Below are 25,013 nucleotides of genomic sequence, written 5' to 3'. Positions count from 1 at the left end.
TTGCTAATTGTCTTTTTTTACAAGAATGTATAAATCGTTTTCTAATAACATATAACCTTGATCATACAAGAAATAGTATGTATTCCCTGTTTTAGTCTTTAAAATATTGGTAAAAAACTCAAAATCAAATCCTTTTCCTAATAATTTGGTTCTTGTGGTTTTCGATTTTCCATCGGTGTTGAGTTCGGTGAGGATGCGGTAATTCTTGCGCAATTTATTATTGATGTTGCGCATGATATTGTTACTATCCTTATTTATTTTATTGTTGTAGGCATTGCGACAACCATCGCTACAAAATTTCTTGTCTTCCCGACCGATGATTTTTTCACCACATTCTAAACAGTTTTTCATATTTAGTTTTTTATTTTTTTAATTCGATACAAATCATGACGGCGATCTTTTAGAATTTTAACGCTTCCGTGTTCGTGTAATTCTTTTAGTAAATCCAAGTCGACATCAACAATCAAGGTCATTTCGGTGTTTGGAGTGGTTTCGGCTTTAATTCCGTTGCTTGGAAAAGCAAAATCCGCAGGTGTAAAAACAGCCGTTTGTGCATATTGAATGTCCATGTTGTTGACTTTTGGCAAGTTGCCTACGCAGCCCGCAATGGCTACATAACATTCGTTTTCTATGGCTCTGGCTTGTGCGCAATGTTTGACACGCGTATATCCGTTTTGAGTATCAGTCAGGAAAGGAACAAATAAAATATTCATGCCTTCATCGGCCATTAATCGGGAGAGTTCCGGGAATTCGACATCATAACAAATCATAATTCCTATTTTTCCACAATCGGTATCAAAAGTCTGAATGGTATTTCCCCCGGTAATTCCCCAATGAAAAACCTCGTTTGGGGTGATGTGAATTTTGGTATAGGTTTCATAAGTACCATCTCTTTTACATAAAAAACCACTATTATATAAGACTCCATCAACTAAATTAGGCATGCTTCCACTAATAATATTGATATTATAAGAAATGGCTAATTCCTGAAAACGTTTCCTTATCGGTTCGGCATACTTAGCTAATTCCCGAATAGCATCAGCTTCGGATAAATGATTGTAATCGGCCATTAAGGGAGCAATAAACAATTCGGGAAAAACGGCAAAGTCGCTGCCGTAACCCGATACGGCATCAATAAAAAACTCTGATTGTTCAAATAGCGCATCTAAGTTTTTTAACGGGCGCATTTGCCATTGAATCAAACCCAGTCGGATGACTGTTTTTTCGGTATTAATAATTGTTGGGCTCTCATTATAATAGATGTTGTTCCATTCTAATAAAACGGCAAATTCTTTGGATTTTCTATCGGCTTCCAGGTAGTTTTTCATGACTCGCATAACGTGGAAATCGTTGCTTAACTGAAATGATAGTACAGGATCATGAATTTCTTTTCTTTTAACTTTGTCAATATAGACTTTAGGGTTGATCTCCTGAGCATATTTTGCGTAATTGGGGATTCTTCCGGCAAATACTATTGATTTTAGATTTAATTGTTCGCAGATTTCTTTTCGGGCATCATACAAACGGCGTCCTAATCGTAAACCACGGTATTTTGGCACCACAAAAACATCAATACCATACAAAATTTCACCTTTTGCCGTATGTGTCGAAAAAGTATAGTTTCCTGTGATTTTAGCATAATCATGGTTTTGATCTACTAAATCTTCAGCTACAATAAGCGATAGTGCCGAGCCTACTACAATATCATCAACTAAAATAACCAATTGTCCTGCGGGAAATATTTTGAGTAGTTTTTTGATATCGGCTTCTTTCCAATAATCGTCTACCATTTCAGGATAAGACTCAATCATCGAATTCTTCAATTCTTTATAATCTTGAATTTTTAGATTTCTTAGTTCGACTTTGTTGATTTCTGCTTGCATAAAAGGATTGATTTGCTGAAAGATACGAAAAAATAATTATCCGTTTACAAACGTTTACAAATATTTACAACCGAAAGTAAATAGGTACTAACCGAATAAATTATGGCGGTGGTTGCAACTTTGTACTGTCGGAAACAAACAAAAGATTTCGATTGTATTAACAACAAAGTCTGAAACGAGTTCAGATGATAACAATTAAATTTTATACGCCATGAATGCATTAAGAAACAAAGTACAGTTGATCGGTCATTTAGGAAATGAACCAGAAATCAAAAATTTTGACGGAGGTAAAAAGTTAGCCAATTTCACATTGGCAACTAATGAAAGTTACAAAAACGATAAAGGAGAAAAAGTCGAAGAAACCCAATGGCATCGTTTAATAGCCTGGGGGAAAACAGCAGAAATTATCGAAAAATATGTTACTAAAGGAAGAGAAATTGCTATTGAAGGCAAATTAACTCATCGTAGCTATGAGGATAAAAACGGTGAAAAACGATACGTTACTGAAGTAGTGGTTTCTGATTTACTTTTATTAGGAAAGCCTTAAATATTAAACAGAAAACCCATCTCGTTTTTTAGAACGAGATGGGTTTTTATATATTAAATTAGGCTACTTTTTTAATCAAGTCATGCATAGGACAACGTTTGCAACGTTTGCTTTCTGACTTTTTGAATTTTTCACAACAGGAAGATTTACAGTTTTCCACTTTTTTAATGACATTAAGAGCTTCTTTTTTCTTTTTGTCTTTCTTCTTGCTTTTTTTGTCTTTTTCTTTGTCTTTCTTGCTCACCTTTTCTATCAGTTTAAAACTGAGACAAATATAAAACAAAAAATATTATTTTTATATATTCTAAATAAACTTTAACTTTTTTATTTTGGATTTATAGCCACCGAGCTGGTAACGGCCAGTTGTTGAATATCACGGTCAAATAAGTATAATCCACCTTTGTCGTCACCGATTAGGTTGATTTTGTCCAAAATTGTTTTAGCTGTTGCTTCTTCTTCAATTTGTTCAGAAACATACCATTGTAAGAAGTTGTGAGTGGCATAGTCTTTTTCAGAAAAAGTGATGTGTACCAATTCGTTAATTGAATTAGAAACAAAAATTTCGTGTTCGTATAAAGCTTCAAACATTTCTTTGAAAGTAGTGTAGCTGGTTTTAGGCGATTTTAAATCTGTAATTTGGGCGTGACCACCACGTTCGTTTACATACTTAATTAATTTAAGCATGTGTGCGCGTTCTTCGTCAGATTGCTTATACATGAATTGCGAAATTCCTTCCAAACCATGTACTTCTGCCCAACAAGCCATTGATAAATAAGTTTGAGAAGATTCCGCTTCAATGCGTATTTGCTTGTTTAATGCAGCTTCTATATTTTTTGATAACATAATCGTGAGTTTTTTATTAAACGTAAGGTAAAGTTACTAAAAATCGTATAAAAATCATCGGTATAAGCCTATTTGATTTTTATTTAATGGTAGTTTTTTAATTTTCGCGTAAATCTTTGAACATTATATAAGTATCCACGAATCCAAGTTTTTTATGTCTAAAACCTTTAGGAGTTGTTCCAATGATTTCAAAACCATACTTCTTCCAAAGCGTTACAGCACTTGTATTTGTGCTTACGACAATATTAAACTGAATTCCTAAATATCCTTTATCTTTAGCAAACTTTATTGAATGTTCACATAAAAGCTTACCTGTTCCTTGTCCGTGATATTTTGGATTAACCATATAACTGCAATTAGCAATATGGTTGCCTAAGTCAATCTGGTTGGGTTTAATAATGTAAGTGCCTAATATTTCATCATTATCATCGACTGCAACAAATGTGTCCATGTAGTCAGCAAACCAATTTTTATCTAAAGATTCTTTTGGGGTTTTTGGGTCAAAAACATAAGTGTCAGCTGTTGAAATAACTTTTGTAAAGATGTCCCAAACTTTGTCGTAATCTTTTTTTTTATCTGCAATTCTAATATTCATATTCAAATCTGTTTTTAAAAAATAAATTAATAGAGTTGTCTTTTATGAAAGAATTTCGAGTACTTCGACAATTTTTTCAAAAGCACTAAAGTTTTCATGTTTCACTTCGTGATCAATTTTTTCATGTGCCCAAGTGGTGTGAAATGGAACATGTGCTGCATATCCGCCAATAGCCAGTACAGGTAAAACATCCGATTTTAAGGAATTACCTATCATGTAAAATTCATTTGATTGAATCTCCAAACGTTTGATTAGATCCAGGTAATCCTGTTCTTGTTTGTCTGACATTACTTCGATATGATGAAAATATTTCCCCAATCCTGAATTATGCAGTTTTCGACGTTGATCTAACAAATCGCCTTTGGTAGCTACAACCAACTTGTATTTTCCATGTAATGCTTCTAATGTTTCTTCAACACCCTCTAAAAGAACGATGGGTTTTTCCAGTAATTCTTTACCGTACTGGATAATTTTTTCAATCACTTCAACCGGAATGGTATTATTCGAAATAGTCATCGCGGCTTCAATCATCGAAAGGATGTAAGCCTTAATTCCGTAACCGTATATTTTTAAATTATGGATTTCAATTCTAAAAAGTTCCTGAGCAATACCCTGATGCGAAAGGTAATCACTCATCAACTCGCAAAACTTTTCTTCTGTTTCCAGGAAATAGGTTTCGTTAACAAATAAGGTATCATCGGCGTCGAAGGCAATTACTTTTAAAGACATGGTTTTTATTTTAAATTTTTAAATCCAATGGGTTTGTTATAGAAGGTGATTCGTATTCCTAAAAGTAGAAAAACAGCACCAATAATCCTAAACCAACTCATTTTTTCGTCTAAAAATAACCAAGCAAGTAGGGTAGCCAAAACCGCCTGTCCTAACAAACTAAGTGAAACTCTCGTGGCTTGTAAATGTTGGGTAGAGTAACTAATTAACAACCAGGCGGTCAGTTGGCAAACGGCACCTTGGATAAACAAAACCAACCAGGCAGTATTTGAAAAACCGCTAAAACTTTCTGCCGTAATCCCGCAAACCAAAGCTAAAAACAGACTCGAAGAAACCAGAACAATACTCATAAAAGAGAGTATATCAACTTGGGATAAGATGTTTTTGCTGATTAATATATAAGTAGCATAAAGCATTCCAGACAAAACTGCGAGTACAAAGGCCAGGTCAAAGTTGAGTTGGGCAAAAGTTTCAAAGCCTACCAAGGTTACCATTCCCATAAGTGCTATTGCTGTTCCAATCCAAAAATTAGCCGATGGTTTGTTCTTTAAAACTAAAAACGAACCTATTCCTACCCAAACAGGGGATAAATTAGCCAATAAAGTAGCCTGGGTAGCACTTGATTTTTGAATGGCTATATTCCAAATGGCTATATCTGTTGCAAATACAAGACCGCAAACTACTGCTAATAATGTTATGGTGGTAGGAGGGCGTTTGAATTTTCGAGTAATAATTACATAAGGCAACAATAACACCGCCGCAATAAACATGCGGTAAAAAGCAGAAATCAATCCGTTAGTTAATTGCAAGCGAACCAAAATAGGAAAGATGGAAATACAAAGTATTCCAAGCGCTAAAGCAAGTTTGGGTTTTGCATTGTTCATGTTTCCTATCGTTTATAAAAACCAATTGCCACGTAGAAGTTGTGGCAATTGAGTGTAATTTATGATTGTATTTCTTTTAATTTATCGTCTCTCCATTCCCAACACCATCAGTATCCGGATTTACGAAAACCAATTTTCCTTCGGCGTTATTGGTCATCAAAATCATTCCCTGACTTTCTACACCGCGAAGCGCTCTTGGAGCCAGATTAGCTAAAACAGTTACTCTTTTTCCAATAATATCTTCTGGTTTAAAACTCTCGGCAATCCCTGAAACAATCGTACGAACATCAATACCGGTGTCAACTTTTAAAATTAAAAGTTTATTGGCTTTTGGCATTTTTTCAGCTTCTAAAATGGTTCCTACACGCAAGTCCATTTTGGAGAAATCCTCAAATTGAATTAAATCTTTTTGTGGTTCGGCTTTTTTGTTTTCAGCGATATTAGCTGTTTTAGTAGCTTCCAGTTTGTCTATTTGTTTCTGAATTTCTTCGTCTTCGATTTTAGAAAACAATAATTCGGCCTGACCAATTTGGTGTCCGGCAGGCATTAAATCAGAAGTTTCGGTAATGGTACTCCAGTTTAATTTATCCTCTATTTTTAAGATACGAGTCAATTTAGCGGCAGTAAACGGCAGGAATGGTTCGCAAAGTGAACTCAAAGCAGCAGCAATCTGCAAAGCCACATACATTTGGGTTTGTACACGTTCCGGATTGTCTTTAATCACTTTCCAAGGCTCTTCGTCAGCCAGATATTTATTTCCTAAACGGGCAGCATTCATCATTTCGCCTAAAGCTTCTCTGAATCTGTATCTTTCCAGTGAACTTGAAATCACGGCAGGATAAGCTTGTAATTCCGCTAAAGTTTGTTCGTCAACTTTCGAAAGTTCATTTGGAGTCGGAACAATTCCGTTGTAATATTTATTGGTTAATACCACCACGCGATTGATGAAATTTCCAAAAATTGCCACTAATTCATTGTTATTTCTAGCCTGAAAATCTTTCCAGGTAAAGTCATTATCCTTAGTTTCTGGTGCATTCGAAGTCAAAGCATAACGCAAAACATCCTGCTGATTTGGGAATTCTTCCAAATATTCGTGCAACCAAACCGCCCAGTTTTTAGAAGTCGATAATTTATTTCCTTCTAAGTTCAAGAACTCATTTGCAGGAACATTGTCAGGCAAAATATAACTTCCTTCGGCTTTTAACATCGCCGGGAAAATCACGCAATGGAAAACAATATTGTCTTTCCCGATGAAGTGAACCAATTTTGTTTTTTCATCTTTCCAATATGGCTCCCAATCTTTTCCTTCTCTCGCAGCCCATTCTTTGGTAGAAGAAATGTAGCCAATTGGCGCATCAAACCAAACGTATAATTTTTTTCCTTCGGCACCTTCCACAGGAACATCAATTCCCCAATCCAAATCACGGGTTACCGCACGAGGCTCTAATCCGCCATCAATCCAGGATTTTACTTGTCCGTAAACATTCGGTTTCCAGTCGTTTTTATGTCCTTCCAAAATCCATTCTCTCAAAAATGCATCGTAACGATCCAAAGGCAAAAACCAGTGTTTCGTCGATTTCAAAATAGGAGTTTCTCCTGTAATAGTCGATTTTGGATTAATTAAATCAGTAGCATTCAAAGTCGAACCACATTTTTCGCATTGATCGCCATAAGCTTCTTCGTTGCCACATTTTGGACAAGTTCCAATTACAAAACGATCTGCCAAAAATTGATCTGCTTTGGCATCATACAATTGTTCGGTTACTTCTTCGATAAAATCACCTTTTTCATATAATTTTTTAAAGAACTCCGAAGCCGTTTCGTGATGAATCTTAGCCGAAGTTCGAGAATAATTATCAAATGCAATTCCAAAATCAGAGAAGGATTTACGGATAATTCCATCATATTTATCGATTACTTCCTGAGGTGTAATGCCTTCTTTTTTGGCTTTCATCGAAATGGCAACTCCGTGTTCGTCGCTTCCGCAAACAAACAAAACGTCTCTTCCCTGTAATCTTAAATATCTGGAATAGATGTCCGAAGGCACGTAAACACCCGCCAAATGCCCAATATGAATTGGTCCGTTAGTATAAGGCAACGCCGCCGTAATGGTATATCTTTCTGGATTCTGTAGCATAATTCAATTTTATAGAGCGCAAAAATAAGGAATAGAATTTTATTTGGAGCTATTTAGCTTCGCTGAATCTTCAATGTCCCGCTATTCGTTGCAATATCTACTCAATAACTTCTGCTATTAAACCATTGTAATTAAAAGCTAAATGAAATTTAACCCTTGAGTTGTATTTTAAGCTATCATTAATGTTTCTGACAAAATATATTGATTCTCCTGTAAAGTCTTTTTTAATAAATCCAAAAGAATTTTCTAATTTTATTATAGTTCCTTCGAATGTTTGGTTTTTTCCATTAATTGTTATAAAGCCATTGAGTTTTCTTTTTATTCTTACATCTAGAGGAACATCTTTTAAAGAGTTAAAATAAATTAATGACTCATCTTTTTCATCTAAAAGATATAAACATCTTGCATACCAATATTGAGGCTCATATCTTTTGTCTCCTTTAGTGAAAGATTTTCTTAAATAATGTTTTAAATTCACATAGTTTTCAGGAGATTTTTCACTTAGTAATTTTGCATATCTAAAATTTAAATCTTTATCGTTTTCGTTTACAGCAAGGGATAATTCTAAAATATTTAAGGAATCATCTATTTTACCTTCTTCGATATAATAATTACTCAATCTTGTAGCTAAATATGGGCTTCTTTTGTTGAAATCAAAAGCAGATTTTAATGCTTCTAAAGCTTTAGGAGTATTATTTATTAATTTATTAAAGCTAGCTTCTGCATCATGAAAAAAACTTTCATTTGGGTAAAATTGTTTTGCTTTGTTTAATGTTTTTTCGAATTCCTGAATTTTCACTTCAATTATGTTATTTGCTTGATTATCAATGGATATCTTTAGTTCCTGTAAATAAATTTTCAACAATGTATGATATGCATGAACTATATTTTTATTTCTTTTATTTGATATTATTTCATTACAAATTTCTTTAGCATTATTTAGTAAATTATTAGCTAATAACCTTTGAGATGTTTTTTCTGCTTTTCTTAATAGAAATTCTGCTTTAGAATGAGCAATTGACCCATTTTTCGGGTCTATTTCATGAGCTAAATCTAGTAATTTTGAAGCTTTCTCTAAATTTCCACTATTGGAATTCATTTCGAAAATAGATTCTTGTTGCATCAATGATGAAATTTCACCAACATTATCATATGCGATTTGATAAATTGATCTAATCATTTCAGGATCCTTAAAAACATTTAAAAGGTTTCGTGCGTTAGTCATAGCAATAAAAACTTGACGATCGCTATCGTAATCTATATCTAACTTTGATATAATATTAATGTATTTGTCATATCTTGAATTTAAATCAACTAATACTTGTTCAAAAACTAATTCAGCAATATGTTGATGACGACTTTGAAAAACATAGTCATTAATGTTGTAATTTCTATTACTATATACTACCGATTCAAGAGGTTTGAAAAGATATTCTTTAAAATATGAGAAATTAATACTATGTAATCTTGAAATTATTCCTGCTCTAGCGTATGTTCCAATTCTATGAAAAACGCAAATTGATAGATATAGGTTTCGGGCTTCTTCATTAGGAATTGAATTATATTCATCCATAACTATGTCGGCAAAGGGTTTTCCTGCCGTTGCTTCATATAGCGCCACTAATAATTCTCTTCCTGATTTTTCTGAAAGAGCATCTTTTTGTTGATCAATCGTTTTGCCATGTAAATATCCTAAAGATTTATATTTAGTTAAAAGATCTATGAGTTTAGTTATTTCGTTGTCTTTTAGGTATTTAAGAGTATATTCTCTGGTTAGATAGATGTTTAAAGTTTCACCATTAATATTCCATAAGTTTACTCTTTCAGCTGATATTATAGATATTAATAAATTGTCTTTTTTTGCTTTTGTAAAGATATATTCAATATCTTCATTTCTTTCTGTTACATTATCAATAAATAAATAGATTCTTTCTTTTGTGAGTTGGTATAATTCAGATAATCTGTCATATTCTATACTTATGTCTGATTTATAAAAAATACATAATTTTTCAAATATTACAGCTGCATTCCAAGCTAATCTATGTAATAGAACAGTTTTTCCAGAACCAGCATTCCCTTTTATTATGTACAATTCTTGCTTAGAGATCCTTTGATTTTCTTCAATTAAAAATACTTCTGACAAAATAGAATCTGTGATATTTCTTTCAACATCATATTCTTTAATAATTGGATCCCATCCTTCAAAATATCCTTTGTAAAAATCACGTGGATCAGTATTTTTAGCAGCTAAATTTGTATGTAAATAAATTGCATCTCTTTCTAAAAATTGTATAAGTCTTTCACTTGGTTCAGGTGAGTCAGAATTAAATTTATTAATAATTGGATGTGAAAAACTATCTTTCTTTAAAGTACTCAAAATTCTTTGGTTTTCAGAAATGCTTGATTGAATTTCTTTCATGAAATCCTTAAAAGAAAGTTTTATCGATGAGATTTTTTTTAAATCATATAGTCTTTCTTCCGCATCTGTAATATATGGCCCAACCATATATGACCTGGGACGAACGCTTCCGATTTTTTCTAAGTGTTTAAGACTGTTTCTTATGTCTAAATCTGCGAAACTAAAACCTACAAAAAGAATTGGGTATTCATAAGATGATTCTTCTAGCCTTTTAAATAATCTTTCTCTATTTTCCTTGTGTTCCACATATTGATCAGGAGTTAGGATAAGAGGTACATCCTTGTCATTGATATCAGTAATTGAACCATGTAATTTGTTAAACATGACTGAGTTTTCAAAAATCATTTTGTCGCCAATTCTTTCGCCATTTTTCACAAAAGTTGCTAATTCTTGGAGTTTTGTATGACATCTTTCATATGATTCTTCAATCAACAAATCATAATTTGTTGTGTAAATTGAGTGCCATTTGTATAAAGGTATTAGTTTATGGTGTTCACCAGGTTTGAATTCAATAAAAATATCATATATGAATTTTTGAACTGTAAATAGATCTGTTTCACTAATTGCTAATTCAGATATATATTGAAGATCTTTATCTAAATACTCATCGCCTAAAAATTTTTCTGCGATTAAGTTTGCTAATTGATTACCAGTAGGCGGTTTTTTTGAATTTTTATGAAACGAATCAAATGCTGCTCCAGCACCTAGAAAAAGAATTACTTTACCATCTTTAATATTATCGATAAGTGCTTTTGGTAGCTTAGTATTCATAGTAAGTTTATTTTTGTTAAAAAACAAATAAAATGAAATATATTGAATTTTGCAAATATTCTATTTTTGTTTAAATATAGATTTATTTAAGATCTGATAGGTTAGCTAAAAAATCTATTTTCACATAATTAATACGTCTAGTTCGTGCGCGAATCCTTTTGCGTTCGAAACATTTATTTTTACGTAGATTCTGCAGGTTTTAGCAGATGTTTTAAATCAAAGCTGTTTTGTAGTATCTGTGCTTTTAAATTTTTCGATAATATCTTTTATTACTTCAGAGTTTAGTTTATATCCGGTTAATAGTGGATAACCTTCCCAGCGGACAATACCATTGGGATCTATCAAAATACAATGCGGAATGCCTTTTATTTCTAATGAATTATACATACTTCTTTGTGTATCAATGGCGCTGTAATATTCAATTTGAGGAGATGTCAAAGCGACTACTTTTTCTTTTGGTTCGTCGCTGATGCCAATAACTACCAAATCATTTTCAAACTCCGTTTTCAAACGGTTTAATTCAGGAATGGCTATTTTGCAAGGACCACACCAGGTAGCCCAAAAATCAATTAGCACAAATTTTCCTTTTGTCTTAGGTTTTTCTGAAAGCCATTTTTCTACGACCAGTTTTGGTGCTTTTTGATTGATAATAGATTTTGCCCAGATTTTTTTCTCTTGCGAAAAAGCATTTAGGGCTAATAAAAAGCATAATGATAGTATTGTTTTTTTCATCTTTGGTTGTGTTGATTTATAATTTGGTTTTTCAAATATATTACTTTTTTTTCTTACAAAAAGTATTACTGTCTTCCATTTGTCATTTGTAATATATTGTCAGTTAGGTTTGTTTATCTTTGCAAACGGATTTAAAGAAAATAAATCATGCCAAAAGGACCTGAAAAAAACACTAAAAACAAGGCTTTACACACCAAATTATTGAATCGGAAAAAGGCCAAGCTTCAAGAAGAGAAAAAAGAAAAAGCTTTGCGTTTGAAAGCTTTGGTTGCCAAAATGAATCAGCAAAAGAATACTAACGAATAGGGTGCTGAATAACTTTTAGCACTATTAATCTGTGGCTAAAAACATTTTCATTCTTCACTATTTTAGCCGAAATTTGCAAACCACTCTTTAAAAAACTCAAAATGGAATTCGGAAGCATCATTATCTCAGAAACAGCCGCAAATAGCGAAAATCCTCAAGATGTAATCAACTCAAACATTTCGGTAATTAATCTGATGCGCGAGGAAAAAATCGATGACGATTTGATTCACGAAGATGCGTTGATGAGTTATTATTTGGATTATTACTACAGCCAATATGTGGAGGGTAATTTTGCACAATTTGTATACAATTCCGGTTGGAATTCCGAATTAAACGAATTGATTGAAGAAGGTTTGGCTTTAATTGGCGCCGAAAAACATTTGGAGTTATTTCAGGAACAATGCAAAAAAGTCAAATTAATGAGCAGTGTGAAAAGAGAAAAATTCTTTAAAGGCAAACTCGAAGGGGTAAATCCTATTCGTGATTTGCTTAACAACGACCGCTTTTTCGAACTGGAAGAAAATTTATTGCAGTTGAATGCCGCTTTCTTAAAAAATCATCCGGACACACAGGTTCTTTCTGTTGATGCCATGTTCGAATTGTTGGAAGACTTTGTAGGACGCGAAATTAAAAGGGCATAGTCAATAAAATTGTTTTTTTTTGTAAAGACAACAAAGAATTCATTAACTAAATACTGAATTTTTTGTGTGTGTCTTTGTCCTGTCTTTATATATGTTTTATGTAAGATATTTTTTCGTTGTTCCAAAAACTTTGTCCTATATTTACCATACATTTTTTTTGATTTGTTAACCTAATCAGTAAATGATTCGACACTTTTAGTTAAAGTCATCTCTGAATCAAATTGCAAATAATTTCATGGTATATTCTTTTGAATTTTTTGACTCATTCATAGACTCCATTGCTGTAATTAACAAAAAAGGGGAGGTTATTTACACAAACATCGCTTGGAAAAGTTTTTCGAGTGAAAATTTTGGTTTTTTGGACAAAACGGATGTTGGTGTAAACTATTTGGATATATGTGGAAGAGCAACCGGTAAAGATGCAGAAAGTGCTACCGAAGCATTAGTGGGTATTCAAGCTGTGATTAATAGGGAACAAGCTCTTTTTCAAATGGAGTATTCTTGTAATTCCTTAAACGAGCAAAGATGGTTTATTTTAAGGTGTACTCCATTGGTAAACAACGTCGATTTGTCAATTGTGTCGCATATTAATATAAGTCAACGAAAAATCTCGGAAGAGATTGTTAAAAAGCAAAATAAGCAGTTGAAAGAAATCAACAAACGCTTGGATTCTACCATGTTTAAAATTACTCACGATATAGTTGCTCCTTTAAATTCAGTTATAGGCCTAATCCATTTATCAAGGATAGACAATGAATCAATTGATGAATATTTTTCTCTTATCGAAAAAAGTGCTTCTAATTTGAAGTCTTTCGTACAGGAAACCCTTGAGTTGTCTAAATCAACTAATAAATATACAGAAGTAGATTTTAATAGATTGTTAAGTGATTTTTACGAATCCGTGAAATACAATCCAGCACTGGAACATGTCAAAATTAAGACGGATGTACATCAAACGGTTGAATTTTATACGTATAAAAATGAAATCACTTCGGTTATTTCAAACTTGATAGACAATAGTTTGAAATATTATGACAATAACAAAGAAGAGTCATTTGTATTGGTTTCAATCGATTCAAATGGTATTGAGGCAAAAATCTCAATCAAAGACAATGGAATTGGCGTCAGCAAAGAAATGCTTTCGAAAATATTTGATTTAAATTTTCAGGTAGAGAAGGAAGTCAGTGAGGGTTTTGGAATTGGTTTGTCTATAGTAAAGCAGTCTGTTGATTTAATGGATGGTGTTGTAAATGTAAATTCCGAATTAGGTGTTGGAACAGAATTCAATATAATCATTCCCAATTTAAAGCAATTTAGAGATTGATATGATGAATAACAAATATCAGCTTAGCTGTTAGTTGCTTGACAGATAATAAGCATTTCGCAAAGGCAGATTAATAATTCTTAAAGTAAAGCATAAAAAATATGTACTTCTTTGTGCAAGCTCCATAAGCCTTAGGGGAATATTTTTTTCAATTTAAACTTTGTCTTATTTGTACCAAACATTTCCTTAAATTTGCTACCGTTATTAGAAATATAATAGTTTATAAAACCCCAACTATGTTACAAATTGCATTTATTAGAGAGAATCAGGAAAAAGTGATCAAGGCTTTGGCAAAAAGAAATATGGATGCCAAAAGTGTTGTGGAAGAAGTGGTACAACTTGATGAGCGTCGTCGTGCTACGCAAGTAGAGTTAGACAATATTTTAGCTGAATCTAATAAATTGTCCAAAGACATTGGCGAATTGATGAAAGCGGGTGAGAAATCTAAAGCTGCTATCTTAAAAGAAAAAACAGTTATCAATAAAGAAAAGAGCAAGAAACTGGCTGAAACAGCTGAGGTTATTGCTGCTGATCTTGCTGAAAAATTATATACTTTACCTAATCTTCCTGCCGATATTGTTCCTGAAGGAAAAACACCAGAGGAAAATTTAAATGTTTTTGAAGCTGGTGAAGTGCCAGTTTTACATGAAGGGGCACAACCACACTGGGATTTGGTAAAAAAATACGACATCATTGATTTCGAATTAGGAAATAAAATCACGGGAGCAGGTTTTCCGGTTTATAAAGGAAAAGGAGCGCGATTGCAGCGTGCCTTAATCAATTATTTCTTAGATAAAAATGCGGCTGCGGGTTACAATGAAGTTCAAGTGCCTCACATGGTAAACGAAGCTTCGGCATACGGAACGGGACAATTGCCAGACAAAGAAGGGCAAATGTACCATGACGCTACCGACAATTTATATTTAATTCCAACAGCTGAGGTTCCGGTGACCAACTTGTTTAGAGATGTAATCTTAAATGAAAATGAGTTGCCAATTTTAACTACAGCTTATACGCCATGTTTCCGTCGTGAGGCGGGTTCTTACGGTGCGCACGTACGTGGATTGAATCGTTTGCACCAATTTGACAAAGTAGAAATAGTGCGTGTGGAGCATCCTGAGAAATCCTATGAAGCTTTAGACGGAATGGTAGAACACGTAAAAGAGATTTTGAACGAATTGAAATTACCATACCGAATTTTGCGTCTTTGTGGTGGCGATATGGGTTTTACTTCGGCTTTGACTTATGATTTTGAAGTGTATTCTACGGCGCAAGAGCGTTGGTTAGAAATTAGTTCAGTTTCTAACTTTGAAACTTTTCAGGCGAATCGTTTGAAATTGCGTTTCAGAGATAAAGACGGAAAAAACCAATTGGCACACACCTTAAACGGAAGTTCATTGGCTTTGCCTAGAGTACTTGCGGGAATTCTTGAAAATTACCAAACCCCGGAAGGAATTGTAATTCCAGAGGTTTTACGTCCGTATTGCGGATTTGATATTATAAACTAACTTTAGTTTTATTTACCGCAAATTCGCAAATTATTTTTTAGTCTTAAAGAATTAAAATTTGTGAATTTGCGGTTAAATAACTTAGAAAAATGGAAAGCAAATTGAAATCGAATAATGAAAAAACTCTTTCTACATATTTCCCTGTTTTTTTCATTGATTTGTTTTTCACAAAATGAACAACTAGCGCAGTATTATTACGACAAAGGCGATTTTGAAAAAGCCAAAATCAGTTATGAGGAATTATTGGAGAACATTCCTCAAAACATGCAATACTTTCTCCGAACAGTAGATTGTTATCAGCAATTGCAACAATATGATGTTGCCGAAAAAGCCATCCAAAACCGGCTTACAAAATACAACCAAGAAAGTCTTTTAGTTGAATTGGGATATAATTACCAATTGCAAAAGAATGATGCTAAAGCCAAAAGCTATTATGATGAGGCAATAGAGCGTATTCGTAAAAATCCCAATGAAGTGTACGGAATTGCTAATTCTTTTGAACGAAAAGTACAATTAGAATATGCATTAAAAGCTTATAAAACAGCTACTGAAATCCAGCCTAATTTTAATTTCAATTACCAACAAGGATTGCTGTATGGGCAATTAGGTAATTTCGAAATGATGATTAACACTTTTCTGGACGAAGCTTATGCAAATCCTCAAAATTCAATTGTGATTCAGAATCAATTGTCGCGTTTTATGACCGATGAAGCCGATGTGAGTTTTAGCAATGCTTTGCGAAAAGCTTTGGTTTTGAAGGTTCAAAAAAGTCAGGATTTGTTCTGGAACCGATATTTGAGTTGGTTTTATATACAACAAAAAGAATTTCCGAAAGCCTTTATTCAGGAAAAAGCAATCTACAAACGCAATCCTGAATCGCTTTCCACTATTTTGAATTTGGCAAACTTAGCCATTGAAGAAGAAAATCAGGAGGTGGCTAAAGAAATACTGGATTTTGTAATTGAAAATACCAAGGATTTAGGATTATTGGTTCAGGCACATTCGTATTTGATAGAGCTAAAAATTGCTAAAGCCACCGAAAAAGATTACGCAACTATCAATACGGAAATTGAGGCTTTATTGAAACAATTTGAAATAAGTCCTTTTACCTTATCTTTGCAGCTAATTCAGGCACATTTTGTGGCATTCCATTTGAAAAAACCGGAGCAGGGAAGAGCGATTGTGAAGAAAGCTTTGGAGTTGCAACTCAATAATTACGAAGTGGCTCAGGCCAAAATGGAATTGGCGGATATTTTGCTTTTCGAAGAAAAATTCAATCAGGCGTTGTTGTATTATTCGCAAATTGAAATGGATTTGAAAAATGATGTGGTGGCTCACGAAGCGAGTTTGAAAGCAGCCAAAACGAGTTATTTTAAAGGCGATTTTCCTTGGGCATTAAAACAGTTTAAGGAATTGAAATCGGCAAATACGCAGTTGATTGCCAATGATGCTCTAGAATATTTTTTGTTGATAAATGATAACACAGTTGCCGATTCGACACAGACGGCTTTGAAAGCTTTTGCCAAAGGCGATTATTTGTTGTATCAAAACAGAAATCAGGAAGCCATTGCACAGTTTCAGTTGGTTTTAAAAACCTTTAAAGGACAGGAAATAGAGGCGGTAACGCAATTGCGACTGGGGAAAGTCTATGAGGAAATAGCCGAATATAATTTGGCTTTAAGCCAATACCAATCGATAATTGACCATCATAGTGATGGAATTTACATTGATGAAGCGCTGTTTTTTTCGGCGGAAATTTATAGCAAGAAGTTAAACGAACCCGAAAAGGCAAAACCATTATACGAAAAGTTGATTTTCAACCATCAGGACAGTATTTATTTTGTCGAAGCCAGAAAGAAATTTAGGGAGTTAAGAGGAGATAAAAACCTGTAAATTAGATAGCAGATTTTAGATTTCAGAATAGAGAATATAAGGAGAATACAGAAAACAGATTGCACTAGAAATTTTGATTGACTTTTATTGTCTTAATACTTAATACAGCAATCTTAATACATTTAAAAATGATAATTTATAACATTACAATTAATATACACGAAAGCGTTCATGATAAATGGATGATCTGGATGCAACACAAACACATTCCTGAAATGCTGGCAACGGGCAAATTTACCAATGCTAAACTGGTTCGTGTTTTAGTAGAAGAAGAAATGGGAGGAGTGACTTATTCGGCTCAATTTACAACGGATAGTTTAGTGACTTTAGAAAAATTCTATCAAGAAGATGATGCAGTGCTTCAGGCAGAGGGTCAAAAACTTTTTGGTGAAAAAATGCTCACTTTTAGAACTGAGTTACAAGTGATTTTTGAATTCCAATAATTTGTTTGACATTTTGTTTGACATTCAAAAAAATGCTTTACCTTTGCACTAACAGTACACACCACGCTACAGTTTTTAGCAATAAAGACAGCGTCCCAGGGTGTGTCTTTTGCTTTAAAGATGTTTCGGTTTTTATTTTTTTTGATTAATTATGTTCGAAAAACTACCTTTTACGATTCAAGAACAAATTGAAAGATTAGAAACAAGAGGTTTGTTAATCACTCCTGAAGATAACGCCCCACACTATTTATCTCATATCAGTTATTATAGACTGGGAGAATATTGGTATTCCATGCAATCTGATAAAATTAATCATATTTTTAAAGAGAATAGTAAGTTTAAAGATGTTATAGCTCTTTATCAATTTGATAGTGAACTTAGAATTTTGTTATTTGATATTATCGAAAAAATTGAGATAAGTTTACGCACAAAACTTATTTATCATCTATCCCATGAATTTAGTCCTTGGTGGTTTCAAAGTTTTGATTTATTTATAGACAGCAGAGCTTTAGTTAAAACACTTTCGAGTCTAGAAGAAGAACTAGAAAGAACAAAAGAAACAACTATAAAGAATCATGTTAAAAATCACAAAGATGATTTGCGTTTTCCTCCAGCTTGGAAATCTTTAGAGCAAACAAGTTTTGGTTCTTTATCAAAATTATATGGTAATTTAAAAAGTACCGTAAAATCGAAAGATATTATTGCCAAAGAATTCGGGGCGGTTAATCATACTTTTTTACCAAGTTGGTTACAATCCATTGCTCAAATTCGCAATTATTGTGCTCATCATTCTAGGATATGGAACAAAAATTTACCTGGAAACCCTAAACTGCTGACTAATCCTCCATTCAATTGGGTTGAAGATGTGCCAAAACAAAATGAAAAATTGTATATTCATCTTTGTATAATGAAGTATTTATTAGATAGAATACAACCTGAAAATAATTTTACAGAAAGATTATCGAAGCTTTTTATAAAATATCCGAATGTTGATCCGAATGCATTAGGAATGAAGACAAATTGGGAGCATGAAAAACTTTGGAAATAGTTTTATATAATTATATAACATAGAGACAACTATAAAAAATAAAATCCGAGGTTTTTAAAAACCTTAAAATTTAAACAAACACCATGGATAAAGTAAAAGCCAAAAAACACCTCGGACAGCATTTCCTAAAAGACGAAAGTATAGCCAAAGACATTGCTGATACGCTAAGCTTAGAAGGATATGATGATGTATTGGAAATAGGACCAGGAATGGGGGTTTTGACCAAATATATGTTGGATAAACCCATCACTACTTATGTAATTGAGATTGATACCGAATCGGTGACGTATTTGGAAGCCAATTATCCAAAATTACATGGTAAGATTATTTCGCAGGATTTTTTGAAATACAATATCAATGAAGTCTTTGAGAACAAGCAGTTTGCTATAATCGGGAACTTTCCATATAACATTTCGACCCAAATTGTTTTTAGAGTATTGGAATTCAGAGACCAAATTCCTGAATTCTCCGGTATGTTTCAAAAAGAAGTGGCTGAGCGAATTTGCGAGAAAAAAGGAAGTAAGGCCTACGGAATTTTATCCGTTTTGGCACAGGCTTTTTATGATACTGAATATCTGTTTACGGTAGACGAGAATGTTTTTAATCCGCCACCAAAGGTAAAATCAGGGGTGATGCGTATGCGCCGAAAAGAAGATTACAGCTTGCCTTGTAGTGTGAAACTATTCTTTACGGTGGTAAAAACGGCTTTTCAGCAACGCCGTAAAACTTTGCGTAACAGTTTAAAAACACTGAATTTGTCAGATAATTTAAGAGAAGATAGTATCTTTGACCTCCGTCCGGAGCAATTGGATGTGGCACAATTTATCGAACTTACTCAAAAAATAGAAGCCGATGGAATTTAAAATCACCAAAGACTTAATTCTCGAATTAGAGCAACACATTGTCAATAAGAATGATAAGGAACTGGAATCCTTACTGAATGACATGCACCATGCTGATATTGCCGAGGTTTTGGACGAACTTGATTTTGAAGAAGCTACTTATATTTTTAAGGTATTAGACAGTGAAAAAACAGCAGAAATTCTTCTTGAATTAGAAGATGATTTGCGTGAGAATATATTAAGTCGTCTTTCTGCAAAAGAGATTGCTGAGGAGTTAGATGAATTAGATACCAATGATGCGGCAGATATTATCGCCGAATTGTCTAAGGACTTAAAAGCGGAGGTAATCTCGGAACTACAAGACGTTGAACACGCTAAGGATATTGTCGAATTGTTGCGTTATGACGAGGATACTGCCGGTGGTTTGATGGGGAAAGAGTTGGTAAAAGTGAATGAGAACTGGAATGTGTTGACCTGTGTAAAAGAAATGCGTATTCAGGCCGAAAATGTTTCCAGAGTACATTCAATCTATGTTGTTGATGATGAAAACCGATTAAAGGGAAGACTTTCGCTAAAAGATTTGTTAACTACTTCAACCAAAACGCATATCAGCGATGTTTATATTCGAAAATTAAACTGGGTAAAAGTAGACGATAAAGATGTGGAAGTGGCTCGAATCATGCAAAAATATGATTTGGAAGCCGTTCCCGTAGTGGATGAATTGGGACGTTTAGTAGGTCGTATTACCATTGATGACATTGTAGATGTAATTAAGGAAGAAGCTGAGAAAGATTACCAATTAGCGGCGGGTATTACTCAAGATGTAGAGACCAATGACAGTATTTTAGAGTTGACCAAAGCGCGTTTACCCTGGTTGCTCATCGGAATGGTGATAGAAGTTATTGCTTCTTTTGTTTTAAAAGATAATGAAAATGCTTTTCGACGCTATTCGACCTTGATTATTTTTGTGCCTTTACTTTCGGCCACGGCGGGAAATATTGGAGTACAGGCATCAGCAATCGTTGTACAAGGATTGGCTAATGGTTCTTTGAAAGAGTTTAGTCGGGTTTATTTTAGCAAGGAAATTGCCGTAGCAATGATTTCAGGTTCTATAATTTCTTTATTGTTGCTGGGTTATCATTCGATAATGTATCAACAATACTTGGTAGGATTGGCAATTTCTATTTCTATTGTTGTGGTTATTCTTTTTGCTGCTATATTAGGAACATTGGTTCCGCTTTTTCTACATAAAAACAAGATTGATCCTGCTATTGCAACAGGACCTTTTATAACCACAGCGAATGATATTTTTGGTATTATCATATATTTTGCAGTGGCAAGAATGATTTTAGGATTTTAATACATTTATTTAATGAAAGTACATATAATAGGCGGTGGTAACTTAGGTGCTGCTATTGCATTAGGAATGGCGAGATGCGCTACCGAAAATCAGATTACGGTAACAAGAAGAAATACTACCAGTATTTTATATTTAGAAAAATTAGGTGTTACGGTTTCTTCGGATAATAAACACAATATTCAAGAGGCAGATGTTATTATTTTAACGATTAAACCGTATCAGGTAGATACTGTTTTGGCTGAAATACTTCCTGTTATTTCTAATAAAATAATTGCTTCCGGTGTAAGTGGTTTGTCTATTGAAGTGCTTCAGAATAAAATTGGCGAAGGGCATCAGGCAATTCGAATTATGCCTAACATTGCAGCACAATACGGAGCTTCGGCGACTTGTATTTCTTTTAACGAAAAACACAAGGCAGAAGGACAAAAACTAGTCACTCTTTTTAAGGATTTAGGTACAGCACCCGTTATTGACGAAAAATTAATGGATGCGGCTACAGTTTTGGCAGCCAGTGGAACTGCTTTTGCTTTGCGTTACATTAGAGCATCTATGCAGGCGGGAATCGAAATAGGATTTGACTGGAAAACGGCATTGGCTATTTCGGCACAAACCGTAAAAGGAGCTGCTGAAATGGTAATGGAAGAACAAATTCACCCGGAACAATTAATCGACAGGGTAACGACTCCTCAGGGTTGTACCATTACCGGTTTGAGCGAAATGGAATCTCATGGATTTAGTTCGTCATTAATACGTGGAATTAAAGCGGCAGTAAAGAAAATTAAAGGGATTTAATATTCCTGTTTTAAAATACAAAAGGTATTCTTGAATCATCAACTGCCTTTTTGGGGCAGTTCACTACTCATTAACCAATCTAAAGAATAGTTTTATATTATTGTAATCGTGAGTGTTATAACAATAAGATAAATACTTTATTTTAAAAAGGGAACACTAATTTTGTTGTATGAATAATAAAGTCGTAAATAAAGAAGCAATAATAAAATCTGTAACCAAAATGGTTTCAGATAAGGCTACCGTACGATTATTCTTGAAAGGTAATACTCCTATTGAAAAATTAACTCAAAAAGGGATAAAGTTTGCCAAACCAATATAGATAATACATTTTCAAAAAAAAGGGTTTCTCAAATTACTGAGAAGCCCTTTTTTACATAACTAAAAGGCAAATTTATTTCTTTTTAGCTTTCAAAGCCATATCGTTATCATCTATTTCCTGACCAAAATCAGGCATACCATCTTTAGTCCATTTTAATGCTCTGGCACGGGTGTGACGGTTAGGATCGGTTAAGGCATCACCAATGATTTTTTCGTAATCACGAGCGTGGTATATCATCACATCGGTTTTACCGTCTTCGGCTACCGTAAAACTATTGTGTCCCGGGCCGTAACGTTTGAATTTTTCGTTAGTAAAGAAAACGGGTTTGTCTAATTTGTTCCAGGAAGCTGGGTCGAGTAAATCGGCGCCTTCTTTTGCCCAAAGTAAACCCAGGCAATAAGTAGCGTCAGTTGCACTGGCGGAGAACGTTAAAAATACTTTTCCATTGCGGATAAGTACAGCAGGTCCTTCGTTTACCTTGTAGGTATGCATTTCCCAATCATAATCAGGTTGGCTAATAACAATTTGTTTTTCATCTACTGAAGTTGGACTGGTCATTTTTGCAATATACAGGCTGGTATTAACTACTTTTCCTGAGCCTCTATCTACCCAAATAAGATAACGCTGCCCGTTTAGTTCGAAAGTGGTAGCGTCCAGGGCAAAAGTGTCTTTTTTAGTCACAATTTGACCTTCTTCTTTCCATTCTCCTTTCGTAGGGTCTTCTGATGGATTAGATAAGGCATAAATGCGTATTTTCCATTTGTCTTCAGCCGATCCTGCAGCAAAATAAATGTACCATTTGCCATCAATTCGGTGCAATTCAGGAGCCCAAATATGGTTTCCCATAGCGCCTTTGTTGTGTTTACGCCATACTACTACCGGTTTAGCTTCTTTGATGCCGTTAATTGTTTTTGAACTGCGAATTTCAATACGGTCATATTCCGGAGCTGTTGCAATAAAGTAATAAGTTCCGTCGGCAGTTTTTGTAACAAATGGATCTGCTCGTTGAAATGCCAGAGGATTGTTGAATTGATTCTTTTTTAGCTTTTGAGAATAGGCTGTCATTCCGATAACTATGAAACTTAATAGAAAAGTCAGGCGTAAAAAGTTCAAGGTTTTGTTCATTTTAGTATAATATAGGTTGGTTTTTTATTTAAATGTAAAATATACATTTTTAACAAAGATATAAATATTGTTGATTCTGTGTTTGTTTTTTTAAATTTTGAGCCTGTTTTTTTGTAAATAAAATAATTCAAATGCTTGATTTTCATGTAGTTTATCTTAAAAAATAGCTTTACATCGAGTATTGCTGAAGTTGCTTTTATAAAATTAAAAAATGCTGTAATTTTATAGATGGAAATCCCAATCTATCACTGCTTTTCTTAATTAATGGTTTAATTTAAAACTAACACTAAATAAACATTATTATGAAAAAGTTATTCAACATGTTTTACGACAAGATTTCTCGCTTTTTATTCGGAGATGAATCAATGGTGAGATATTAAAGGAAAAATGGATTAGTAAAAAAAGAGCGTATGTAAAAAACATTACTTTAAGTTTGGGTTATCCAAAAGAAAACCATTTCTGAATTAATTCTAATTTAGAAATGGTTTTTTATTTTTAAGAGCTGCTAATTTTTGGGATTAAATTAATAAGCCCATTTTTTTATTAATTTTGGAAGCTCAACTTAAAAATAGTTATGAATATTAAAATTCTTCACATCGATAGTAATAATCCCATTTTAATGCAGCAATTGCAAGAATTAGGTTTTCAAAACCATGAAGATTTTACTTCGCCAAAAGAAGCAATTGAAGCAAAAATTCAAGATTATCATGGAATCGTGATTCGCAGCCGATTTAAGATTGATAAAAATTTCCTGGACAAAGCAACTAATTTGCAGTTTATAGCCCGTGTTGGCGCAGGTTTAGAAAGTATTGATTGTGATTATGCCTTGTCAAAAAACATCCAACTCATTGCAGCTCCCGAAGGCAATAGAAATGCAGTTGCCGAGCACACTTTGGGAATGATTTTGTCGCTTTTTAATCATTTAAATCGAGCCGATAGAGAAATACGTTCCGGACATTGGAACAGAGAACGCAATCGTGGACATGAATTAGATGGAAAAACGGTTGGTATTATTGGCTATGGTAATATGGGAAAATGGTTTGCCAAAAAACTAAGAGGTTTTGATGTAGAAGTATTTTGTTATGATATAAAAGAAAATGTTGGTGATGCCAATGCAAAACAAGTTTCGTTAGCAGAATTACAACAAAAAGCAGATGTGTTGAGTTTGCATCTTCCTTGGACTCCAGAAACCGATAAAATGGTAAATGCAGCCTATATTAATGCTTTTGCTAAACCGTTTTGGATTTTTAATACTTCGAGAGGTAAAAACATTGTAACGGCTGATTTGGTTGCTGCTTTGCAATCCGGAAAAGTGTTAGGTGCAGGATTAGACGTATTAGAATATGAAAAACTTTCTTTTGAAACCTTATTTCAGGATAAAACTACGCCAGAAGCTTTTCAGTATTTATTAGAAGCTGAAAATGTACTATTGTCACCTCATGTGGCCGGTTGGACCTTTGAAAGTCATGAACGATTAGCGCAGGTAATTGTCGATAAGATTAATGATTTTTATTTTAATTAGAACAATACTTTGTTTTAAGAAGCCATACTATTTCAGTATTTGAATATAATTTCATAAATTTAATGGTTGATAATCAGTTAAATGTGTGATTATGGAGAATTCAAAACAAGAACATTGGAATAATCTGCAACCTTTTGAAGAAGATAATAAAAGACTGGCTGCTGGTTTATTAGCTATAATTTTGGGTCCTTTAGGGATCCATAAATTTCTATTAGGCTATACTAAGGCACATTCATAATAACACAAATTATTGTTTTTCAATAAAATACACCATATATTAGAAGAAACAAACCCCGAAATTGCTCTATAAGAGTCAAAAACGGGGTTTTTCTTTATATGCGATGCCAAAA

At 33.5% G+C, this 25,013-nt stretch carries 25 protein-coding genes; 14 read left to right on the top strand and 11 right to left on the bottom strand.

The genetic code is table 11. The features are described 5' to 3' along the window. Window positions 1–3 precede the first annotated feature (3 nt). Together GTZ96_RS00125 and GTZ96_RS00120 are read right to left on the bottom strand one after the other, a co-directional pair. The gene (locus tag GTZ96_RS00125) at window positions 4–351 is read right to left on the bottom strand and encodes a hypothetical protein (protein ID WP_161640354.1); all 348 of its coding nucleotides are present in this window, start codon (window positions 349–351) and stop codon (window positions 4–6) included. Window positions 352–353: 2 nt separating this feature from the next. Continuing rightward, window positions 354–1,883, bottom strand: a complete 1,530-nt coding sequence (locus GTZ96_RS00120; RefSeq protein WP_161640353.1) for a carbon-nitrogen hydrolase family protein — start codon at window positions 1,881–1,883, stop codon at window positions 354–356. A 211-nt stretch (window positions 1,884–2,094) separates the two neighbouring features. On the opposite strand from GTZ96_RS00120, the gene GTZ96_RS00115 reads away from it, so the two are divergent. After that, entirely contained in the window at window positions 2,095–2,430 is a 336-nt protein-coding gene (locus GTZ96_RS00115) for a single-stranded DNA-binding protein (protein WP_161640352.1), read from the top strand. 58 nt (window positions 2,431–2,488) lie between these two features. On the opposite strand, the gene GTZ96_RS00110 is transcribed toward GTZ96_RS00115, so the two are convergent. From GTZ96_RS00110 to GTZ96_RS00075, 8 genes are all read right to left on the bottom strand, one after another. Further along, a complete protein-coding gene (locus GTZ96_RS00110) occupies window positions 2,489–2,674 on the bottom strand; it encodes a hypothetical protein (protein WP_161640351.1) in 186 nt (61 codons plus the stop codon). An 80-nt stretch (window positions 2,675–2,754) separates the two neighbouring features. Next, window positions 2,755–3,273, bottom strand: a complete 519-nt coding sequence (locus tag GTZ96_RS00105; protein WP_161640350.1) for a ferritin — start codon at window positions 3,271–3,273, stop codon at window positions 2,755–2,757. A 97-nt stretch (window positions 3,274–3,370) separates the two neighbouring features. After that, window positions 3,371–3,868: a GNAT family N-acetyltransferase gene (locus tag GTZ96_RS00100; RefSeq protein ID WP_161640349.1), complete on the bottom strand. Its 498-nt coding sequence runs from the start codon at window positions 3,866–3,868 to the stop codon at window positions 3,371–3,373. Between the two features lie 42 nt (window positions 3,869–3,910). Further along, window positions 3,911–4,597: an HAD family hydrolase gene (locus GTZ96_RS00095; RefSeq protein WP_161640348.1), complete on the bottom strand. Its 687-nt coding sequence runs from the start codon at window positions 4,595–4,597 to the stop codon at window positions 3,911–3,913. Window positions 4,598–4,602: 5 nt separating this feature from the next. Further along, complete coding sequence (locus GTZ96_RS00090; protein ID WP_161640347.1) at window positions 4,603–5,481, bottom strand: DMT family transporter; 879 nt, start codon at window positions 5,479–5,481, stop codon at window positions 4,603–4,605. Window positions 5,482–5,557: 76 nt separating this feature from the next. Further along, window positions 5,558–7,618 carry a methionine--tRNA ligase gene (gene metG / locus GTZ96_RS00085; RefSeq protein WP_161640346.1) on the bottom strand — a complete coding sequence of 687 codons (2,061 nt, stop codon included), beginning with the start codon at window positions 7,616–7,618 and terminating at the stop codon, window positions 5,558–5,560. Window positions 7,619–7,715: 97 nt separating this feature from the next. Next, complete coding sequence (locus GTZ96_RS00080; RefSeq protein WP_161640345.1) at window positions 7,716–10,808, bottom strand: SIR2 family NAD-dependent protein deacylase; 3,093 nt, start codon at window positions 10,806–10,808, stop codon at window positions 7,716–7,718. Between the two features lie 216 nt (window positions 10,809–11,024). Beyond that, complete coding sequence (locus GTZ96_RS00075; RefSeq protein ID WP_161640344.1) at window positions 11,025–11,540, bottom strand: TlpA family protein disulfide reductase; 516 nt, start codon at window positions 11,538–11,540, stop codon at window positions 11,025–11,027. Between the two features lie 147 nt (window positions 11,541–11,687). Here GTZ96_RS00075 and GTZ96_RS00070 point away from each other — a divergent pair, with 147 nt between their 5' ends. The 11 genes from GTZ96_RS00070 to GTZ96_RS00020 all read left to right on the top strand — a co-directional run bounded on the left by GTZ96_RS00070 (window position 11,688) and on the right by GTZ96_RS00020 (window position 22,016). Next, on the top strand, window positions 11,688–11,846 hold the full coding sequence (locus tag GTZ96_RS00070; RefSeq protein ID WP_181033113.1) for a hypothetical protein: 159 nt from the start codon (window positions 11,688–11,690) through the stop codon (window positions 11,844–11,846). Between the two features lie 101 nt (window positions 11,847–11,947). Further along, window positions 11,948–12,487, top strand: coding sequence for a DMP19 family protein (locus GTZ96_RS00065; protein WP_161640343.1), 540 nt, complete (start codon window positions 11,948–11,950; stop codon window positions 12,485–12,487). Window positions 12,488–12,722: 235 nt separating this feature from the next. Continuing rightward, window positions 12,723–13,811: a sensor histidine kinase gene (locus tag GTZ96_RS00060; RefSeq protein WP_161640342.1), complete on the top strand. Its 1,089-nt coding sequence runs from the start codon at window positions 12,723–12,725 to the stop codon at window positions 13,809–13,811. Between the two features lie 236 nt (window positions 13,812–14,047). Then, window positions 14,048–15,319 carry a serine--tRNA ligase gene (gene serS / locus GTZ96_RS00055; RefSeq protein ID WP_161640341.1) on the top strand — a complete coding sequence of 424 codons (1,272 nt, stop codon included), beginning with the start codon at window positions 14,048–14,050 and terminating at the stop codon, window positions 15,317–15,319. Between the two features lie 114 nt (window positions 15,320–15,433). Beyond that, window positions 15,434–17,212: a tetratricopeptide repeat protein gene (locus tag GTZ96_RS00050; protein WP_161640340.1), complete on the top strand. Its 1,779-nt coding sequence runs from the start codon at window positions 15,434–15,436 to the stop codon at window positions 17,210–17,212. 128 nt (window positions 17,213–17,340) lie between these two features. Next, entirely contained in the window at window positions 17,341–17,655 is a 315-nt protein-coding gene (locus tag GTZ96_RS00045) for a DUF4286 family protein (protein ID WP_161640569.1), read from the top strand. Between the two features lie 151 nt (window positions 17,656–17,806). Then, window positions 17,807–18,703, top strand: coding sequence for an Abi family protein (locus tag GTZ96_RS00040; protein WP_161640339.1), 897 nt, complete (start codon window positions 17,807–17,809; stop codon window positions 18,701–18,703). Window positions 18,704–18,786: 83 nt separating this feature from the next. Further along, window positions 18,787–19,566 (top strand): 16S rRNA (adenine(1518)-N(6)/adenine(1519)-N(6))-dimethyltransferase RsmA, encoded by a 780-nt coding sequence (gene rsmA / locus GTZ96_RS00035; protein ID WP_161640338.1) that lies wholly within the window; start codon window positions 18,787–18,789, stop codon window positions 19,564–19,566. Beyond that, on the top strand, window positions 19,556–20,905 hold the full coding sequence (mgtE, locus tag GTZ96_RS00030; protein WP_161640337.1) for a magnesium transporter: 1,350 nt from the start codon (window positions 19,556–19,558) through the stop codon (window positions 20,903–20,905). The genes rsmA and mgtE overlap by 11 nt, the downstream gene beginning before the upstream one ends. 12 nt (window positions 20,906–20,917) lie before the next feature. Beyond that, window positions 20,918–21,697 carry a pyrroline-5-carboxylate reductase gene (gene proC / locus GTZ96_RS00025; RefSeq protein WP_161640336.1) on the top strand — a complete coding sequence of 260 codons (780 nt, stop codon included), beginning with the start codon at window positions 20,918–20,920 and terminating at the stop codon, window positions 21,695–21,697. Between the two features lie 169 nt (window positions 21,698–21,866). Then, window positions 21,867–22,016 carry a hypothetical protein gene (locus GTZ96_RS00020; RefSeq protein ID WP_161640335.1) on the top strand — a complete coding sequence of 50 codons (150 nt, stop codon included), beginning with the start codon at window positions 21,867–21,869 and terminating at the stop codon, window positions 22,014–22,016. A 72-nt stretch (window positions 22,017–22,088) separates the two neighbouring features. Here the strand turns inward: GTZ96_RS00020 and GTZ96_RS00015 are convergent, their stop codons facing one another. Beyond that, the gene (locus GTZ96_RS00015) at window positions 22,089–23,141 is read right to left on the bottom strand and encodes a glycoside hydrolase family 43 protein (protein ID WP_161640334.1); all 1,053 of its coding nucleotides are present in this window, start codon (window positions 23,139–23,141) and stop codon (window positions 22,089–22,091) included. 574 nt (window positions 23,142–23,715) lie between these two features. Here GTZ96_RS00015 and GTZ96_RS00010 point away from each other — a divergent pair. Beyond that, window positions 23,716–24,663, top strand: coding sequence for a 2-hydroxyacid dehydrogenase (locus GTZ96_RS00010; protein WP_161640333.1), 948 nt, complete (start codon window positions 23,716–23,718; stop codon window positions 24,661–24,663). Window positions 24,664–24,754: 91 nt separating this feature from the next. Then, a complete protein-coding gene (locus tag GTZ96_RS00005; protein WP_161640332.1) occupies window positions 24,755–24,901 on the top strand; it encodes an NINE protein in 147 nt (48 codons plus the stop codon). Window positions 24,902–25,013 lie beyond the last annotated feature (112 nt).

It is taken from the genome of Flavobacterium undicola, assembly GCF_009909155.2.
Classification (GTDB): domain Bacteria; phylum Bacteroidota; class Bacteroidia; order Flavobacteriales; family Flavobacteriaceae; genus Flavobacterium; species Flavobacterium undicola.
The sequence above is the reverse complement of the archived record's forward strand: the minus strand, read 5'-3'. Positions and strand labels throughout refer to the sequence as shown.